This window comes from Serratia sp. CY44782 (genome assembly GCF_052168715.1).
GTDB lineage: Bacteria > Pseudomonadota > Gammaproteobacteria > Enterobacterales > Enterobacteriaceae > Serratia > Serratia nevei.
In genome coordinates this window covers 129,062-146,573 of the sequence record NZ_JBJNME010000002.1, presented here as the reverse complement: position 1 = coordinate 146,573, position 17,512 = coordinate 129,062, and the positions used below count along the sequence as shown (strand labels likewise).

Genomic DNA, 17,512 nt, shown 5'->3' with positions numbered 1-17,512 from the left:
CAGCATAAAAAACGCGCGTCAGATCACGCTTTGCCCGAAATGCCCAGCACGCGCGCTTCGGGCGCGCTGCCGTCCAGCAGGGCCTGCGTCGGGCCGTCGTAGTAGATGCGCCCGTCGACCACCAGCAGCGTGCGCGGAGCGATGCGCGCGGCGTCGTCGAGGTTGTGCGACACCATCAGCAGCGTCAGGTTGCGCTGTTCGCACACCGTCTGCAGCAGCTGCAGCATCTCGTTGCGCAGCGCCGGATCGAGCGCTGAGAAAGGTTCGTCAAGCAACAGGATCGGCCGTTGGCGAATCAAACAGCGCGCCAGCGCGGCGCGCTGACGCTGGCCGCCGGAAAGCTGCGACGGCAGGCGCTCCAGGTGCTCCTCCAGGCCGACCTGACGGGCGATATGCGCCCGCTGTTGGCGCTGCTGTTCAGTCAAGCGCAGACCGGGGTCCAACCCCAGCCCGATGTTCTGCGCTACCGTCAGGTGCGCGAACAGGTTGTTCTCCTGAAACAGCATCGACACCGGCCGTTTGGCCGGCGGCGTGGCGGTGTGGTCTTCGCCGTTCAGCAGCAGCCGGCCGCTGGCCGCCGGCAGAAAGCCGGCGATCAAACTCAGCAGGGTGCTTTTACCGGCGCCGCTGGGGCCGAGCACCGCGACGCGCTCGCCCGGCTGGATGCGCAGATCAAAGCGCATCGGCAGGTGTTCATACAGATAGGTCAGTTTTTCAAGCGTCAGCATGGCGCCCCGGTAAGCGTTCGATCAGGGTAAACAGCAGGAAACACAACAGCAGCAACAGCAGCGCGGTCACCGCCCCGTCGTTGCTGCGGTAGGCGCCAATCTGCTGATACAGGTAAAAAGGCAGGGTACGGAAATGCTCGTTGCCAAACAAGGCGACCACGCCGAAATCGCCGAGCGACAGCACGCAGGCGAAGGCCAGTGCCTGCGCCAGCGGGCGGCGCAGCGCGCGCAGTTCGATCAGCCGCAGCCGTTGCCAGCCGTGGATATCCAGCGACAGGCACAGCGGGTTGTAACGTTCGGCGAGGTCGCGCATCGGGTTCTCCAACACCTTCAGCGCATAGGGCACCGCCATCAGCGCATTGGTGAGGATCACCAGCGCATAGGGCGACTGCGGCAGCCCGATCGTATCGCTCAGCAGCAGGAAGAAGCCGGTGGCCAGCACGATGCCCGGCATCGCCAGGATCACCATGCCGCTCAGCTCCAGCGCCTGGCCGCCGCGCAGGTGCTGCCGCAGCTTCAGCTCGCGGCTGCTCCACAGCAGCATCATGGTGAGCGCCACGCACAGCACCCCGGCGCCGAGGGCGATGCGCAGCGACGTGAACAGCGCCTGCCACAGCACCGGCTGGCGCAGCACGCTGACGACGGCCTGATTGGCGCCGTCGGCGATCACCGCCAGCAGAGGCGGCAGCAGCAGCAGCAGCGCGGCGGCGATCAGCAGAAAATCGCCGACGCGCCGCCACAGGCTGTCTTCCGGGTTGCGCCAGCGCTGGGCATGGGTATGGCCCACCGGCAGCGCCTGGCTCAGCCGCTGGCTGATCAACACCAGCCCCAGACAACAGCTTAACTGGATCAGCGCCAGCATGGCGGCGCGGCCCAGATCGTAGTCGTAACTCAGCGCCTGATAGATCGCCAGTTCGATGGTGGTGGCCTGCGGCCCGCCGCCCAGCGACAGCACGGTGGCGAAGCTGGCGAAGCAAAGCATGAAGATCAACGCGCCGCTCGGCAGGATCTGGCGGCGCAGCGCCGGCCATTCGACGAAGCGGAACTGCTGCCAGCCATTCATGCCCAGTTGGGCGGCCAGCTGGCGCTGCTCTACCGGGATATTCTCCAGCGCCTGCAGCAACAGGCGGGTGGCCAGCGGCAGGTTAAAGAACAGGTGCGCCAGCAGAATGCCCTGCAGGCCGTAGGGCGAGAAGCCATACTCGACGCCCAGCCAGCCGCACAGCGCCGCCAGCCAGCCCTGGCGCCCATAGACGCTGAGCAGGCCGAACACCGCCACCAGCACCGGCAGCACCAGCGTCATGGCGCACAGCCGCAGCAGCACCTGCCGGCCGGGGAAGCGGCGGCGATAGAGCGCGCGCGCCAGCAGAACGGCGGGCAGCACCGAAATCAGCGCCGACAGCAGCGCCTGCCAAAAGGTGAAGCGCACCACGTGCCACAGGTAGCTGTCCTGCCACAGGCCGCGCCAGTCGCTGTCCGGCGCGTGACGCCACAGCGAGCCCATCGCCAGCGCGGCGACCAGCAGGATCACGCCGGCGGCCAGCAGCCCCGGCCAGAGCCAGCGGGGGATCAGCGGCTGACGGCGGTTTGCCATGCCCGGATCCAACCGCCGCGTTGTTTGGCCACCTCTTCGGCGCTGTATTGCAACGCGGTATGCGGCACGTTCATCTGCTCAAAGCCGACGGGCAGTGGGGTGTTGATCACCGGGTACATCCAGTTGCCGGTCGGGATGGTGTTCTGGAAGGCCGGCGTCACCATGAACTGCATGAAGCGCTCCGCCAGCTCAGGCTGTTTGGCGGCCTTCAGCTTGCCCGCCACTTCCACCTGCAGGTAGTGGCCTTCGCTGAACGTGGCGGCGGCGTAGAGATCTTTTTTCTCTTCGATCAGGTGATAGGCGGGAGAGGTGGTGTAGCTGAGCACCAGATCGCCTTCCCCTTTCAGGAACAGGCCGTAGGCTTCGCTCCAGCCTTTGGTGACGGTGACGGTCTTCTTCGCCAGCTGCTGCCAGGCGGCCGGCGCCTTGTCGCCATACACTTTTTGCATCCATAGCAGCAGGCCGAGGCCCGGCGTGCTGGTGCGCGGATCTTCGTAGATCACTTTCCAGTTGCTATCGCTGCTGACCAACTCCTGCAGGCTCTTCGGCGGGTTCTTCAGTTTTTCTTTGTTGTAGACGAAGGCGAAGTACCCATAGTCGTAAGGCACGAAGGTCGCGTCCTGCCAGCCGCCCGGCACCGTCAGTTTGGCGGTGTCGACGCCGCTCGGTGCGAACAGGTCGGTTTGCTGCGCCGCCTGCAACAGGTTGTTGTCCAACCCCAGCACCACGTCGGCCGCGCTGTTCTTGCCTTCCATGCGCAGGCGGTTCAGCAGCGAGACGCCGTCTTCCAGCGCGACGAACTTCAGTTCACAGTCGCACTCGGCTTCGAAGGCTTTTTTCACCGCCGGGCCTGGGCCCCAGTCGGCGGCGAAGGAATCGTAGGTGTAAACCGTCAGCGTCGGCTTGGCGAACACCGGCGCGGCACACAGCAGCAATAAGCAGGGCAGATATGTTTTGACCACGTTGCACTCCTGAAAAATAAGGGGGCAAGGGCATCTGAGGGGGCGAGGCGGCGTCGCCGGTTCGCTGGGCTCAAATCCCTCCGCCGGTATTGACCGGATCAGGTTCGACGGGTGTGCTCTCAGCGGAAAATCGGGCTTATCACGCGGCCCGACTTACCGCACCCCGTTGAGACGGCGCTATTGTAAAGATTAACCGACCCGGGCGAAAGGCGCTTATGCCTCCGGCGGGGCAAACCAGGCGGACTTGAAGTCGAACCAGCCGAGGGTGTTCATCCGCACGCCGCGCATGCTGCGCTGGCCGTGCAGCTGCAGCCAGTGGTGGAACAGCGGATGCAGCTGGTGGTTGCTGACCAGACGCTGGCAGAACTCGGCCAGTGGCAAGCGGTTGGCGCGCCACAGCGCTGCGTCCTGCGCCAGATCTTCGTTCATGCAATGCTGCATCAGCGGTAGTTCGTACAGCGTGGCGAACAGCGAAAACTCCAGCGGCAGATAGAAGTTGGCGCTGCCGAGCCACAGATCGCTGCGCGCGTCGCCCTGGTGCCAGGTGGCATAATCCACGCTTTGCACGATCAGGCGGATGCCGTGCTGCGCTAGCAGCGGTTCGATCGCCTGGCGAATGGCGTGAAACTCCGAATGTTCATTGAAGTGGGTCATCGTCAGTTCGGTCAGGCCCGCGGGCTTGGGCTGCTGCGCCAGCGTGCGGTTGTGATGCCAGCGCGGCAGCAGGCCGTACGCCGGCGACCAATAGCGCTGATAGAGCGGCCCTGCGTGGCTCAGCAGCGAAATGGGGTTGATCAATTCGCATAGCCAACTGCGAATGGCGGGGTCGGCAGCCAGCGGTGAACGCTGATCGAACAGCAGGAAATAGCAGCCCTCTTCCAGCCGGCTTTCCAGCTCGCTGTTGCCGGTTTCATCGCCCTGCAGCTGCACGCCGGAGTGCACCAGCTCTTCGGAAAACTCCGGCAGCACCCAGATGTTCACCTCGTCGATCAGCGCCCGGTAGCCAAAATAGTCGTCGAAGGCGTGGATCTTCATCTGGCTGGGATGGTTGCGCACCATGCGGTAGGGGCCGGTGCCGACCGGATGGCGGGCGAAATCCGGCAGTTCGCGCCATTCGTGCGGCAGGATCATGGCCTGCACGCTGCCCAGCAGCCAGGGCAACCAGTGGTCGGGGCTGCGCAGCTGCACGTCGATAACGAACGGCGTCGGCGAGGTGACGCTCTCGATATGCGAGAACAGCGGTTGTGAGGTTAGGCGTGAGAGGGAAGTGATGACGTCCGCCATCTCCAGCTCGCGGCCATGATGAAAATGGATCGCCGGGCGCAGGTAAAACCGCCAGTGCAGCGGCGTCAGCGCCTGCCAATGGTGAGACAGATCGGACTCCAGTTCCCCGTTTTCCTCATTTATGCGCGTCAGGCCGTTGAAAATCTGGCGCGCCAAATGGGTCTCCGAACGCCGCAGCGCCGAGCCGGGCAGCAGGTTGTACAGCTGCCGGTAGTAGAGCACCCGCAGGATGTGTTTCCCCTGGCGGAAGCTGCGCCCCAGCTGCGACAGCAGCATTTGGCGCACCACGTTTTTGTCGCCCACCAGCTGCACCAACTGATCGATGCGGTCCTGTTCCAGCAGCTCCTCGGCCCGCTGTTGCTGCAGTGCCAGGCCGGTGTAATGGAAGGTTAACCGCGAACGCTTGCCGCGCCCCGACTCCGCCTGCCAGGTAAGCCACCCCTCCCGCTGCATGGCGCTCAATAGGGTGCGCACGTGGCGCCGCGAGCAGCTCAGCACCTCCGCCAGTGCCTGCAGCGTGGTGTCGGTGGTTTCACCGTGGCAACGCTGCCACAGACGGATGAACTGCTGCTGCAATCGGGACGTGGACATAAAAGAGGAACGCTCCTGCCTCAACTCGTCAATTTTTCTTTCCCTATATTACGCCGATAATTTTCATCAATGAAAGGGGAGGGCGTAATCATGAAAGCTTTCTTATCCAAACAGTTCTATCAGCGCTATTTCAGCGCGGTGCGCCGTCAGCACGCCGACTGGCTGAGCGTGGTGCCCGAACAGGCGCGGCTGGCGATGCTGGCGCACCTGACCCAGTGGGATATCAAAGAGATGACTGATAAGCAGTATCGCGAGCACCTGTAGGGGCCGCGGCAACCAATTTCTGAGTAATGGTGCTGTTTCACCAGCCAGTGGGGTGACCCACTGGTTTTTTTATGCGTGGTCATGGCGATGCGCTTGCATTTTTCTCGCCGTGGCCTAAGGTTCTTTCTTCTGCTTTGAGGTCAGGGAAGACGATATGCAACGCCTGAGCCGGTTGTCACTGCGCATCAACCCTATCTTTGCCGCATTCCTGCTGATCGCTTTTCTCTCCGGTATCGCCGGCGCGTTGTTGACGCCAACGCTCAGCCTGTTTTTGACCACCGAGGTCAAGGTGCGGCCGCTGTGGGTCGGGCTGTTCTATACCGCCAATGCAGTGGCCGGCATCGTGGTCAGTTTCCTGTTGGCCAAACGTTCTGACACCCGCGGCGATCGGCGCAGGCTGATCCTGTTGTGCTGCCTGATGGCGGTCGGCAACTGCCTGCTGTTCGCGTTTAACCGCGATTACCTGACGCTGATCACGGCGGGAGTATTGATGTCCGCCGTTGCCAACACCGCCATGCCGCAAATTTTCGCGTTGGCGCGGGAATACGCCGACAGCGAGGCGCGTGAAGTGGTGATGTTCAGCTCGGTGATGCGCGCCCAGCTTTCGCTGGCGTGGGTAATCGGCCCGCCGCTGTCGTTTGCGTTGGCGCTGAACTACGGCTTTACCGTAATGTTCCTGATCGCCGCCGCCACCTTCGCGGTCTGCGTGCTGTTGGTGGGATTTATGCTGCCTTCGGTGCCGCGTGCGGCGAAGAATGAGGGGTTAAAGGGGGGGACTTCTGCGCCGATTGCGCCCGCCAGCGCCTGGCGCAATCGTGACGTGCGGTTACTGTTCATCGCCTCGATGCTGATGTGGACCTGCAACACCTTATATATCATTGATATGCCGCTGTATATCACCACCGATCTCGGCCTGCCTGAAGGGTTGGCCGGGGTGCTGATGGGCACCGCCGCCGGGCTGGAGATCCCGGCGATGCTGCTGGCCGGTTATTACGTCAAACGCTTCGGCAAGCGCAACATGATGCTGTTGGCGGTGGCGGCGGGCGTACTGTTTTATCTCGGCTTGACGATGTTGGCGACCAAGCCTGCCCTGATTGCGTTGCAGCTGCTGAACGCGGTGTTTATCGGCATCGTCGCCGGTATCGGAATGCTCTATTTTCAGGATTTGATGCCGGGCCGACCGGGCGCCGCCACCACGCTGTTCACCAACAGTATCTCGACCGGGGTGATCCTGGCCGGGGTGCTGCAGGGCGCGCTGGTGGAGAACTTCGGGCATGGCTCGGTGTATTGGATGGCGGCGCTGTTGGCGCTGGCGGCGCTCTGGATGAGCGCCAAAGTGCGTGAAGTGTGAGGTCAAACGGCGGCATTCTTGATGTAAGTCATTGAGAAGGCGAAACCGGACGCCCAAGCTGAAGGCATATGGAGCGCGATCGTTGCGCCCACGCCCGTCTCGCTATTGAGATGCCGCCTTGTTGTTTAGAACAGTGGGAACGTTATGGATAAACTCACACCGCTCAAACCGCTTCCTTCCCTGTGCGCCCTCGCCGCCACGCTGATTATCTGGTTCCTCATTCCCGTGCCGGAGGGCGTTGCACCCAACGCCTGGCAGCTGCTGGCGCTGTTTATCGGCACCATCATCGCCATCATCGGCAAGGCGATGCCGATCGGCGCGGTCTCGGTGATCGCCATCGCCCTGGTGGCGGTGACCGGCGTCACCAACCCCGGCAAGCCGGGCGCCGCGCTGGATGACGCGCTCAGCGGCTTTTCTAACCAGCTGATCTGGCTGATCGGTTTTTCGATCATGATCTCCCTCAGCCTGAACAAAACCGGGCTGGGCGCGCGCATCGGCTACTATTTCATTTCGCTGTTCGGCAAAAAAACGCTGGGTATCGCCTATGCGCTGACGCTGGCGGAAACCACGCTGGCGCCGGTGACGCCGAGCAACACCGCACGCGGCGGGGGTATCATTCACCCGATCATGAAGTCGATCGCCGACAGCTTCGGTTCCAAACCCGAGCTCAATACCTCCGGCAAGATCGGTCGCTATCTGTCGCTGGTGAACTACAACATCAACCCGGTCACTTCGGCGATGTTTATCACCGCCACCGCGCCTAACCCGCTGATCGTCAGCCTGATTGCCAAAGGCACCCACGGCAGCTTCGAGCTGTCCTGGTCGATGTGGGCGGTCGCCGCGCTGGTGCCGGGGCTGTGCTCGCTGATCGTGATGCCGTTGGTCATCTATCTGCTGTATCCGCCGGAGGTGAAAAGTACTCCGGACGCGCCGCGCTTCGCGCGCGAAAAACTGCAGGCGCTGGGGCCGGTGACGCTGCCGGAGAAAATCACCCTCGGGGTGTTCGCGCTGCTGCTGGTGCTGTGGGCCGGCATCCCGGCGATGATCTTCGGCCCGGCGCTGGCGGTCAATCCCACCACCGCAGCGCTGATCGGCCTGGCGGTGTTGTTGGCTACCGGCGTACTGAGCTGGGAGGATGTGCTCAAGCATAAAGGTGCCTGGGACACCGTGGTGTGGTTCTCGGCGCTGGTGATGATGGCCAGCTTCCTCGGCAAGCTGGGGCTGATCGGTTGGCTGTCGCAAACCGTGGGCAACGGCATCGACCATATGGGCATGAGCTGGGTGGGCGGCACGATCTTGCTGACCCTCATCTATTTGTATTCTCACTATTTCTTCGCCAGCACCACCGCGCACGTGACGGCGATGTTCGCCGCCTTCTTCGCCGCCGGCATCGCGCTCGGCGCGCCGCCGGCGCTGCTGGGCCTGATCCTGGCGTTCTCTTCCTCGCTGATGATGTCGCTGACGCATTACGGCACCGGCACCGCGCCGATCATCTTCGGCTCCGGCTACGTGACGCTGGGGGAATGGTGGAAAGCGGGGCTGGTGATGAGCGTGGTTAACCTGCTGATCTGGATGCTGATCGGCGGGGCGTGGTGGAAGCTGCTGGGCTACTGGTGAGGAAAAAATTCACCCGCCGGGAGGCGGGTGAAGGGAATTAATTCAGAAACGCCGGCTGCTGCGCTTCGTAACGGGAGATGTCCGCTTCGTGCTGCAGCGTCAGGCCGATGCTGTCCAGCCCGTTGATCATGCAGTGGCGGCGGAAGCTGTCGATTTCGAACGGATAGCTTTTGCCGCCGGCGTTAACCGTCTGGTTCTCCAGATCCACCACGAACTCCGTCCCTTCGTTGGCGCCGACCAGGTTGAACAGCTCATCCACCTGCTGCTCGCTCAGCGTCACCGGCAACAGCTGGTTATTGAATGAGTTGCCGTAGAAGATATCGGCGAAGCTCGGCGCGATCACCACTTTGAACCCGTAATCGGTCAGCGCCCAGGGCGCGTGTTCGCGCGAGGAACCGCAGCCGAAGTTCTCGCGCGCCAGCAGGATGCTCGCGCCTTTATAGCGCGGTTTATTCAGCACGAACTCCGGGTTCGGCTGTTGGCCGGCGTCGTCGAGGAAGCGCCAATCGTTGAACAGGTGCTGGCCGAAGCCGGTACGGGTCACCTTCTGCAAAAACTGCTTGGGAATAATGGCGTCGGTGTCGACGTTGGCCGCATCCAAAGGCACCACTAAGCCGGTATGTTGAGTAAATTTAGCCACGTTAGCCCCTTAGTGAATATCACGGATGTCGGCGAAGTGACCGGCGACGGCGGCCGCAGCGGCCATCGCCGGGCTGACCAGGTGGGTACGCCCACCGCGGCCCTGACGCCCTTCGAAGTTACGGTTGCTGGTGGATGCGCAGCGCTCGCCCGGATTCAGGCGGTCGTTGTTCATCGCCAGGCACATCGAACAACCCGGCAAACGCCATTCGAAACCGGCTTCGATAAAGATTTTGTCCAACCCTTCGGCTTCCGCCTGGGCCTTCACCGGGCCGGATCCCGGCACCACGATGGCCTGCACGCCGCTTGCGACCTTGCGCCCTTTGGCGATCGCCGCCGCCGCGCGCAGATCTTCGATGCGTGAGTTGGTGCAGGAGCCGATGAATACTTTGTCGATCGGCACGTCGGTCAATTTGATGCCCGGTTTCAAATCCATGTAGGCCAAGGCCTTTTCCGCGGAGGCGCGCTCGACCGGATCGCTGAACGATTCCGGCGCCGGGATCGCCTGATTGACGGCGATTACCTGGCCGGGGTTGGTGCCCCAGGTGACCTGCGGCGCGATCTCTTCGGCGTGCAGCGTCACCACGGTATCGAATTGGGCGTCGGCATCGGACTTCAGCGTGCGCCAATAGGCGACCGCCTGCTCCCAGTTTTCGCCGGTTGGTGCGAACTGGCGCCCTTTCAGGTAGGCGAAGGTGGTGTCGTCCGGCGCGACCAACCCGGCCTTGGCGCCCATTTCGATTGCCATGTTGCACAGGGTCATGCGGCCTTCCATGCTCAACGCTTCGATTGCCTTGCCGCAGAATTCCACCACGTGCCCGGTGCCGCCGGCGCTGCCGGTTTTGCCGATCACCGCCAGCACGATGTCTTTGGCGGTGATGCCCTCGGCGGCGTCGCCGGTGACTTCAATCTTCATGGTCTTGGCGCGGCCCTGCTTCAGGGTCTGGGTCGCCAGCACGTGTTCCACCTCGGAGGTGCCGATGCCGAACGCCAGCGAGCCGAAAGCGCCGTGGGTGGCGGTGTGCGAGTCGCCGCAGACGATGGTCATGCCCGGCAGCGTCATGCCTTGTTCAGGCCCGATCACGTGCACGATGCCCTGGAACGGGTGGTTCAGGTCATACAGCGAAACGCCGAATTCCGCGCAGTTCTTGATCAGCTCCTGCATCTGGATGCGCGCCATTTCGCCGCTGGCGTTGATGTCTTTGGTCTGGGTCGACACGTTGTGATCCATGGTGGCGAAGGTTTTGCCTGGCTGGCGCACCTTGCGGCCCATGGCGCGCAGGCCGTCGAACGCCTGCGGCGAAGTGACTTCGTGCACCAGGTGACGGTCGATATACAGCAACGGCGTTTCGTTCGGCGCTTCGTGCACCACGTGGGCGTCGTACAGCTTCTGGTATAAGGTTTTAGCCATGTTATGCCCCCTGAGCTACAAAGCGAGCGATGATGTCGCCCATTTCATCGGTGCTGACGGCTTTACCGTCACCGGCCAGATCGGCGGTGCGGTAGCCCTGTTCCAACGCCTGGTTGATGGCGCGCTCCACGGCGTCGGCCGCTTCATCGGCGCCCAGGCTGTAACGCAGCAGCAGGGTGGCGGACAGGATCTGCGCAATCGGGTTGGCGATGCCTTTGCCTGCAATATCCGGCGCGGAACCGCCCGCCGGTTCGTACAGGCCGAAGCCTTGCTCGTTCAGGCTGGCGGACGGCAGCATGCCCATCGAGCCGGTGATCATCGCGCACTCGTCGGACAGGATGTCGCCGAACAGGTTGGAGCACAGCAGCACGTCGAACTGGGACGGATCCTTGATCAGCTGCATGGTGGCGTTGTCGATATACATGTGCGACAGCGACACGTCCGGGTAATCCTTGGCGACCTGATTGACCACCTCACGCCACAGGATGGAACTTTGCAGCACGTTGGCCTTGTCGATCGACGTCACCTTGTTACGGCGCTTGCGGGCGGATTCGAAGGCGATGCGCGCGATGCGTTCAATCTCGAAACGGTGGTACACCTCGGTATCGAAAGCGCGCTCCTGCATGCCCTGGCCTTCGCGGCCCTTCGGCTGGCCGAAGTAGATGCCGCCGGTCAGTTCGCGCACGCACAGAATGTCGAAGCCGCGGGCGGCGATGTCGGCGCGCAGCGGGCAGAAGGCTTCCAGACCTTGATACAGACGCGCCGGACGCAGGTTGCTGAACAGTTTGAAGTGCTTGCGCAGCGGCAACAGCGCGCCGCGTTCCGGCTGCTCGGCCGGCGGCAGGTGTTCCCATTTCGGGCCGCCCACCGAGCCGAACAGGATGGCGTCGGCCTGCTCGCAGCCGGCGACGGTTGCTTGAGGCAACGGGCTGCCGTGGCGATCGATGGCGATGCCGCCGACGTCGTATTCGGCGGTGGTGATGCGAATGTCAAAGCGTTGACGCACCGCGTCCAACACTTTGCGCGCCTGAGCCATTACTTCCGGGCCGATACCGTCTCCGGGCAAGACGGCAATGTGATAAGTCTTCGTCATGTTTACACCGTTTCCTGATTATTTTGATGTTTGTTTTGCTGCAGACGCTGCTTTTCTTTTTCTACCTGCTGTGAGCGCCAAATATTGTTCAACACGTGCACCATCGCCTTGGCGGAGGATTCGACGATGTCGGTCGCCAGGCCCACGCCGTGGAAGCGGCGGCCGTTGTAAGAGACCACGATATCCACCTGGCCCAGCGCGTCGCGTCCATGGCCCTTGGCGGTCAGCTGGTATTTCACCAGCTCGATCGGGTAGTCGGTGATGCGATTGATCGCCTGATAAACCGCATCGACCGGGCCGTTGCCGGTGGCGGCTTCGGCTTTCTCTTCGCCGCCGCAGATCAGTTTCACCGAGGCGGTGGCCATGATGCTACTGCCGGATTGCACGCTGAAGTAGCCCAGGCTGAAGTGCTCCGGCTCTTCCTGCTGTTTGTTGATGAAGGCCAGCGCCTCCAGGTCATAGTCGAACACCTGGCCCTTTTTGTCGGCCAGCTTCAGGAAGGCGGCGTACAGGGTATCCAGGTTGTAGTCCTGCTCCTGGTAGCCCATCTCTTCCATGCGGTGTTTCACCGCCGCGCGGCCGGAGCGGGAGGTCAGGTTCAACTGCACGTCCTTCAGGCCGATCGACTGCGGGGTCATGATTTCGTAGTTTTCGCGGTTCTTCAGCACGCCGTCCTGGTGAATGCCGGAGGAGTGGGCGAAGGCGTTGGAGCCGACGATTGCCTTGTTGGCCGGGATCGGCATGTTGCACAGTTGGCTGACGATCTGGCTGGTGCGGAAGATTTCCTGATGATTGATGTTGGTGTGCACGTTCATGATGTCCTGGCGCACCTTAATCGCCATGATCACCTCTTCCAGCGAACAGTTGCCGGCGCGCTCACCGATGCCGTTCAGGGTGCCTTCCACCTGACGGGCGCCGGCCTGTACCGCGGCGATGGAGTTGCCGACCGCCATGCCCAAATCGTCGTGGCAGTGCACGGAGATGATGGCTTTGTCGATGTTCGGCACGCGGTCATACAAGGTGGTGATGATGCCGCCGAACTGGTTCGGCGTGGTGTAGCCGACGGTGTCCGGAATATTGATGGTGGTGGCGCCGGCGTTGATAGCGGCCTCGACCACGCGGCACAGATTGTCGATCGGCGTACGGCCGGCGTCTTCACAGGAGAACTCTACGTCGTCGGTGTAGTTGCGGGCACGTTTGACCGAGCGCACCGCCATCTCCAACACTTCGTCGAACGAGCGCTTCAGCTTCGATTCAATGTGCAGGGTCGAGGTAGCCAGGAACACGTGGATGCGGAACGCTTCGGCGACGCGCAGCGCTTCGGCGGCCACGTCGATGTCTTTGTCCACGCAGCGGGCCAGGCCGCAGACGCGGCTGTTCTTGATCTGGCGCGCGATGGTTTGCACCGACTCGAAGTCGCCGGGCGAAGAGACCGGGAAACCGACTTCCATCACGTCTACGCCCATTCTCTCCAGCGCCAGCGCAATCTGAATCTTCTCTTTTACACTCAGGCTGGCCTGTAATGCCTGTTCGCCATCACGCAGCGTGGTATCGAAAATAATGACTTGTTGGCTCATCGGTGCATTCCTTATCGTGTTGATTTCACGCTAAGCGGGCAAAAAAAAACCCGCGCAGTAGCGCGGGTTTCTTATGGGTGATCGGCTGAGTCAGCTCCGAACTTCGTCCACAGGCATACCGCGCAAACAAGATGCGTTGAGTAGTAGGCCTAGTAGACGGTGAGTACGGATCATAAGGGGTCAGCTTCTCTTAAATTGGGTGTCTGCCTAATTTGATACGTGATTGGCCTGGCGATGTCAACACCTGATTGAATGCGGGGACAATGCATCGGCTAATTGGCTAAACAGAGGATCATTCGGCATAAAAGCGTCATCTTAGAGAAAAAACGGGGAGCTGTTTGCGTGCTGCTTAGCATAAACGAATCGAATATAGACTGCGCTAATTGCTTCTGGATTTCGTTGGGTTAAGATTTGTGGTGAAAAAAATAAGAGAAGGTGATCTCGGAGGGGGGTAAAATAACATTTCAAATACAAATGTTTTAAATTGAATTCATATGATTAATTTATTGTTTTAGTCATAATATAACAAAATAATGCGTTTTTACACAAAGTGAGCGGTGTTTTTAGATGGTTTGATTGCTTGTGATGTGTTTTTATAGTTTGTCTCATACAGTGCGGTTACGTTGTTTAATTGTATTAATCATTTTTACTACCTAATTATTAGTACCACCCAGGTGGTATTCTTCCCGTTGACGGGAGAAACTGCTGACATGTATCCCATATACGACTTATATCGTGACGATAACACGAGGTTTTTTATCGGCTGATGGCGGTAATGGCAGAGTGAGTCGTGCAAAGATAAGACAATGCGGTGTTTCATTGTTTGTCGAGCATAAGGATTAGATTTTCTACACAGGATTTAGTGGAGTGAAATATGGCTGAATATGATTCAGAAATCGCCACGGTCAAAGAGCCGGCGGACATTCATTTGCGCAGCGTCGATCTTAATTTGCTGACGGTGTTTGACGCCGTGATGCAAATGCAAAATATTACGCGAGCCGCTAATTCGTTAGGGATGTCACAGCCCGCGGTGAGCAACGCGGTCGCGCGCTTGAAGGTGATGTTCAACGACGAACTGTTCGTGCGCTGCGGGCGTGGGATCCAGCCCACCATGCGGGCCAGGCAGCTTTTTGGGCCGGTGCGGCAAGCGCTGCAGCTGGTGCAAAATGAGTTGCCGGGCGCCGAGTTTGAACCGCTGACCAGCACGCGAACGTTCTCGCTGTCGTTGTGCAGCCCGCTTGATTTGCGTCTGGGTGCCGGGATAATCAATCACGTCAAACAGATTTCGCCGCAGCTTAACCTGCAAATAAAGTCATATATCAACAATAATATTGAGCATCAATTGCGTTATCAGGACGTCGAGTTTGTCATCGGCTACAGCCGTTTCGAATCGACGGAGTTTCGCAGCCTGGCGATGTTCGACGACGAATTAGTGCTGGCGGTTGCGCAGACGCATCCGAGAATGGGTGAGGAGGTGACACCGGAGCACATGCTGGCCGAGCAGCATGCCGCGGTTTCCCTGGAAAGCTTTGGATCGTTCAGTAAACCTTTTTATTTAGAAGAACCGATGCTGCGCGCCGTGACGCAACAGTGCACGGATCTCTACAGCGTGTTGAATATGGTATCGCAAACGGACATGGTGGCGATTGCACCCGCCTGGTTGGTGCGACAGCAGACGGAGACGTTGAAAATAAAAGCGGTGCCTTTATGCAGCAGCGATAATAAAGCTACCTGTTACCTCTCCTGGCATGAGTCCACCGAGCGGGATAAGGGGCACCAGTGGATGAAATCCGTCCTGATTGAAGCAGGCAATCCAATGTAAAGCGATAAATAACGAGGTTATATAAAGATAATATCCAACTGAGCGTTTTTCCTCATAATAAAAACTAAGAACTATCTGCGTTTTTATTAAGATGTTTCTTGGTTTTGCGGCGATATAATAACTTATTTTCAACGTGAGCGTGTTCGTTTACCAAAAATAATTAATATGAATTAATATTCTGATTTTTACTTTCCAGATGGAATTTTAAACTAACCCGATGCGGCGGCCCGGAGGGGCCGCGTTTTATTGCCATCAGCAAACCTTTTCCTCCCCGTTTTGTCCAACCAATGAAAGTGCGGAAGTCGGACTGAGTTTTGGCTCACACTTCTACGCTGAAATCGCTTTTCCCCCTGCCTGAGACTAGGTAGACTGCGCAGAAAAAAGTAAACACGTGTAAGCTGAGATGGGGGCCGTAAGGCGTCGCTCCGGCTTAACTGTTTGATTCATTTCAGGCTTAGAGCACTATGATCACTAATCTGCTGCAATACCATTTGATCCATCGTATACAGCATCAAATCATCCACCGAGCCGATCGCACAGCTTTTCGCCAATGGTCGCCCAACGGCGAGTTGCAGCTGACCTGGGGAGAGGCCGCCACTCGTATTGATCGCATTGCCGCCGGGTTACTGGGGCTGGGCGTCGAAGTGCAAGAACGCATCGGTATTTTCGCCAATAACACGATGGCCTGGGCGTTGACCGATCTCGCTATCCTTCACCTGCGCGGCATCAGCGTTCCGCTCTATTCCACCAACACGCCGGCACAGGCGGCGTTCGTCACCAACGACGCCGACATCCGTATACTGTTCGTCGGCGAGCAGGCGCAGCTTGACGCCGCCATCGCGCTGCGCGGCGTCTGCCCGCAGCTGCGTCATATTGTCGTCTTCGACGAGGGGGCCGATCTGCGCGGCTGCGAGATCGCACAGCACCTGAGCACCTTCGAGCGCGCTGCCGATCCGGCGGCTTTTGCCGCTCAACGCCAGCAGCGTATTGAAGAGTGCGACCTGCAGGATCTCTTCACCCTGATCTATACCTCGGGCACTACCGGCGAGCCGAAAGGGGTGATGCTGGACTACCGCAACCTGGCGGCGCAGCTCTACCTGCATGATGAACGACTGACGGTCGGCGAAGAAGATGTGTCGCTCAGCTTCCTGCCGCTGTCGCACGTTTTTGAGCGGGCCTGGAGCTTCTTTGTGATGCATTCCGGCGCGCAGAACGTTTTCCTGCCGAACACCGACTGGGTGCGGGAAGCGATGGGGCAAGTGCGCCCGACGTTAATGTGCGCGGTGCCGCGTTTCTACGAGAAGATTTTTAGCGCGGTGCATGAAAAGGTGGCGCGCGCCCCTTGGCTGCGCCGTGCGTTGTTCCACTGGGCGATCGTCTGCGGCGAGCGAAAATTCCTGCAGGAGCGCGCCGGCAAACCGTTGGGCAAAGTGTTCGACTTCACCCACCGCTGGGCCGATAAGCTGGTGTTGAGCAAGCTGCGCGGTATCCTCGGCGGCCGGGTGCGCTTTTTGCCGGCGGCGGGTGCCAAGCTGGACGACAATGTGATCCTGTTCTTCCAGGCGATGGGCGTCAACATCAAGTACGGTTATGGCATGACCGAAACCTGTGCGACCGTCTCCTGCTGGGAAGAGGGGCATTTCCGCTTCGGATCTATCGGCAAACCGCTGCCGGAGGTCGAGGTGCGCATTGGCGAGGAAAATGAAATCCAGGTGCGCGGGCCAATCGTGATGCGCGGCTATTTCAACAAACCATTGGAAACCGCCGCGACCTTTACCGAGGACGGCTGGCTGAAAACCGGCGATGCCGGGGCGATCGATGAAGAGGGCAACCTGTTCATCACCGAACGCCTGAAGGATTTGATGAAAACCTCCGGCGGCAAATATATCGCGCCGCAGATGCTGGAAGGCACGCTGGCGCAGGATCGCTTTATCGAGCAGGTGGCGATCATCGCCGATGCGCGTAAATTCGTTTCCGCGCTGATCGTGCCGTGCTTTGAGTCGCTGGAGGAGTACGCGAAGTCAGTGAACCTGAAATACCAGGATCGCCTGGATCTGCTGCGCAACGGCGAAATCCTCGAGATGTTCGAAAAGCGCCTGCGCGAGATGCAAAAGGAGCTGGCGCGCTTCGAACAGGTGAAGAAGTTCACGCTGCTGCCGGCGGCCTTTTCGATGGAGCTGGGGGAGTTGACACCAACGCTGAAGCTTCGCCGTAAAGTGATCCTGCAGCGCTATCAGCGTGAAATCGACTCGATGTACCAGGAACAGGCCTGACGCCGCCGCCGGGCCATGTGCCCGGCCAAAAAAACGGCATATCCTTCACCTGATTTAGTTCTGTAATTTCCCCCCTGTTCGAAACAATGCCTAGCCTGAAAACCCCGAGGCTAGCGCATTGTTTTTATAAAGCCGCGATCTCCAGCCGCTTGGCAATAACCCCGTTACCGTTAAGCCATTTTGCCGTTTGCCTGCCCCATATTCTGACGTTATGTTAATTCGATAGCGGCAACCCATAAAAACTTTGGGGCATTGCCCCGCAGCAGGCGCTACGTTCCGGCGCCAGAGAAGAATAAGCAAGCCTGG

13 protein-coding genes and 1 riboswitch are annotated in these 17,512 nt (G+C 60.0%); of the genes, 5 read left to right on the top strand and 8 right to left on the bottom strand.

What is annotated here, in order from left to right:
* Positions 1-23: 23 nt before the first annotated feature.
* From thiQ to sgrR, 4 genes are all read right to left on the bottom strand, one after another.
* Positions 24-728, bottom strand: a complete 705-nt coding sequence (gene thiQ / locus ACJ8HT_RS04185) for a thiamine ABC transporter ATP-binding protein ThiQ (RefSeq protein WP_025301552.1) — start codon at positions 726-728, stop codon at positions 24-26.
* Entirely contained in the window at positions 715-2,322 is a 1,608-nt protein-coding gene (gene thiP / locus ACJ8HT_RS04180; protein ID WP_197652738.1) for a thiamine/thiamine pyrophosphate ABC transporter permease ThiP, read from the bottom strand. Before thiP ends, thiQ begins: the two co-directional genes overlap by 14 nt.
* Positions 2,298-3,284: a thiamine ABC transporter substrate binding subunit gene (gene thiB, locus ACJ8HT_RS04175; protein ID WP_197652737.1), complete on the bottom strand. Its 987-nt coding sequence runs from the start codon at positions 3,282-3,284 to the stop codon at positions 2,298-2,300. The genes thiP and thiB overlap by 25 nt, the downstream gene beginning before the upstream one ends.
* A gap of 57 nt (positions 3,285-3,341) precedes the next feature.
* A riboswitch (TPP riboswitch) is annotated at positions 3,342-3,460 on the bottom strand.
* A gap of 37 nt (positions 3,461-3,497) precedes the next feature.
* Positions 3,498-5,159, bottom strand: a complete 1,662-nt coding sequence (sgrR, locus tag ACJ8HT_RS04170) for an HTH-type transcriptional regulator SgrR (RefSeq protein WP_197652736.1) — start codon at positions 5,157-5,159, stop codon at positions 3,498-3,500.
* Positions 5,160-5,249: 90 nt separating this feature from the next.
* On the opposite strand from sgrR, the gene sgrT reads away from it, so the two are divergent.
* The 3 genes from sgrT (at position 5,250) to ACJ8HT_RS04155 (ending at position 8,391) form a co-directional block, all read left to right on the top strand.
* Entirely contained in the window at positions 5,250-5,423 is a 174-nt protein-coding gene (gene sgrT / locus ACJ8HT_RS04165) for a glucose uptake inhibitor SgrT (protein ID WP_194572775.1), read from the top strand.
* A 154-nt stretch (positions 5,424-5,577) separates the two neighbouring features.
* Positions 5,578-6,774, top strand: a complete 1,197-nt coding sequence (locus tag ACJ8HT_RS04160; RefSeq protein WP_197652735.1) for a sugar efflux transporter — start codon at positions 5,578-5,580, stop codon at positions 6,772-6,774.
* 144 nt (positions 6,775-6,918) lie between these two features.
* Positions 6,919-8,391, top strand: coding sequence for a DASS family sodium-coupled anion symporter (locus ACJ8HT_RS04155; protein WP_070915003.1), 1,473 nt, complete (start codon positions 6,919-6,921; stop codon positions 8,389-8,391).
* Positions 8,392-8,428: 37 nt separating this feature from the next.
* Here the strand turns inward: ACJ8HT_RS04155 and leuD are convergent, their stop codons facing one another.
* The 4 genes from leuD to leuA are packed head-to-tail and all read right to left on the bottom strand — an operon-like array spanning position 8,429 to position 13,111.
* Positions 8,429-9,031: a 3-isopropylmalate dehydratase small subunit gene (leuD, locus tag ACJ8HT_RS04150; RefSeq protein WP_060422456.1), complete on the bottom strand. Its 603-nt coding sequence runs from the start codon at positions 9,029-9,031 to the stop codon at positions 8,429-8,431.
* Between the two features lie 9 nt (positions 9,032-9,040).
* A complete protein-coding gene (gene leuC, locus ACJ8HT_RS04145) occupies positions 9,041-10,441 on the bottom strand; it encodes a 3-isopropylmalate dehydratase large subunit (RefSeq protein ID WP_048232639.1) in 1,401 nt (466 codons plus the stop codon).
* Between the two features lies 1 nt (position 10,442).
* Complete coding sequence (gene leuB, locus ACJ8HT_RS04140) at positions 10,443-11,534, bottom strand: 3-isopropylmalate dehydrogenase (RefSeq protein ID WP_194572778.1); 1,092 nt, start codon at positions 11,532-11,534, stop codon at positions 10,443-10,445.
* 2 nt (positions 11,535-11,536) lie between these two features.
* Entirely contained in the window at positions 11,537-13,111 is a 1,575-nt protein-coding gene (gene leuA / locus ACJ8HT_RS04135; RefSeq protein ID WP_004932820.1) for a 2-isopropylmalate synthase, read from the bottom strand.
* Positions 13,112-13,985: 874 nt separating this feature from the next.
* Between leuA and leuO the strand changes: the two genes are divergently transcribed.
* Both leuO and ACJ8HT_RS04125 read left to right on the top strand, forming a co-directional pair.
* A complete protein-coding gene (leuO, locus tag ACJ8HT_RS04130; protein ID WP_197652734.1) occupies positions 13,986-14,933 on the top strand; it encodes a transcriptional regulator LeuO in 948 nt (315 codons plus the stop codon).
* A 464-nt stretch (positions 14,934-15,397) separates the two neighbouring features.
* A complete protein-coding gene (locus ACJ8HT_RS04125) occupies positions 15,398-17,206 on the top strand; it encodes an AMP-dependent synthetase/ligase (protein WP_195873758.1) in 1,809 nt (602 codons plus the stop codon).
* Positions 17,207-17,512 lie beyond the last annotated feature (306 nt).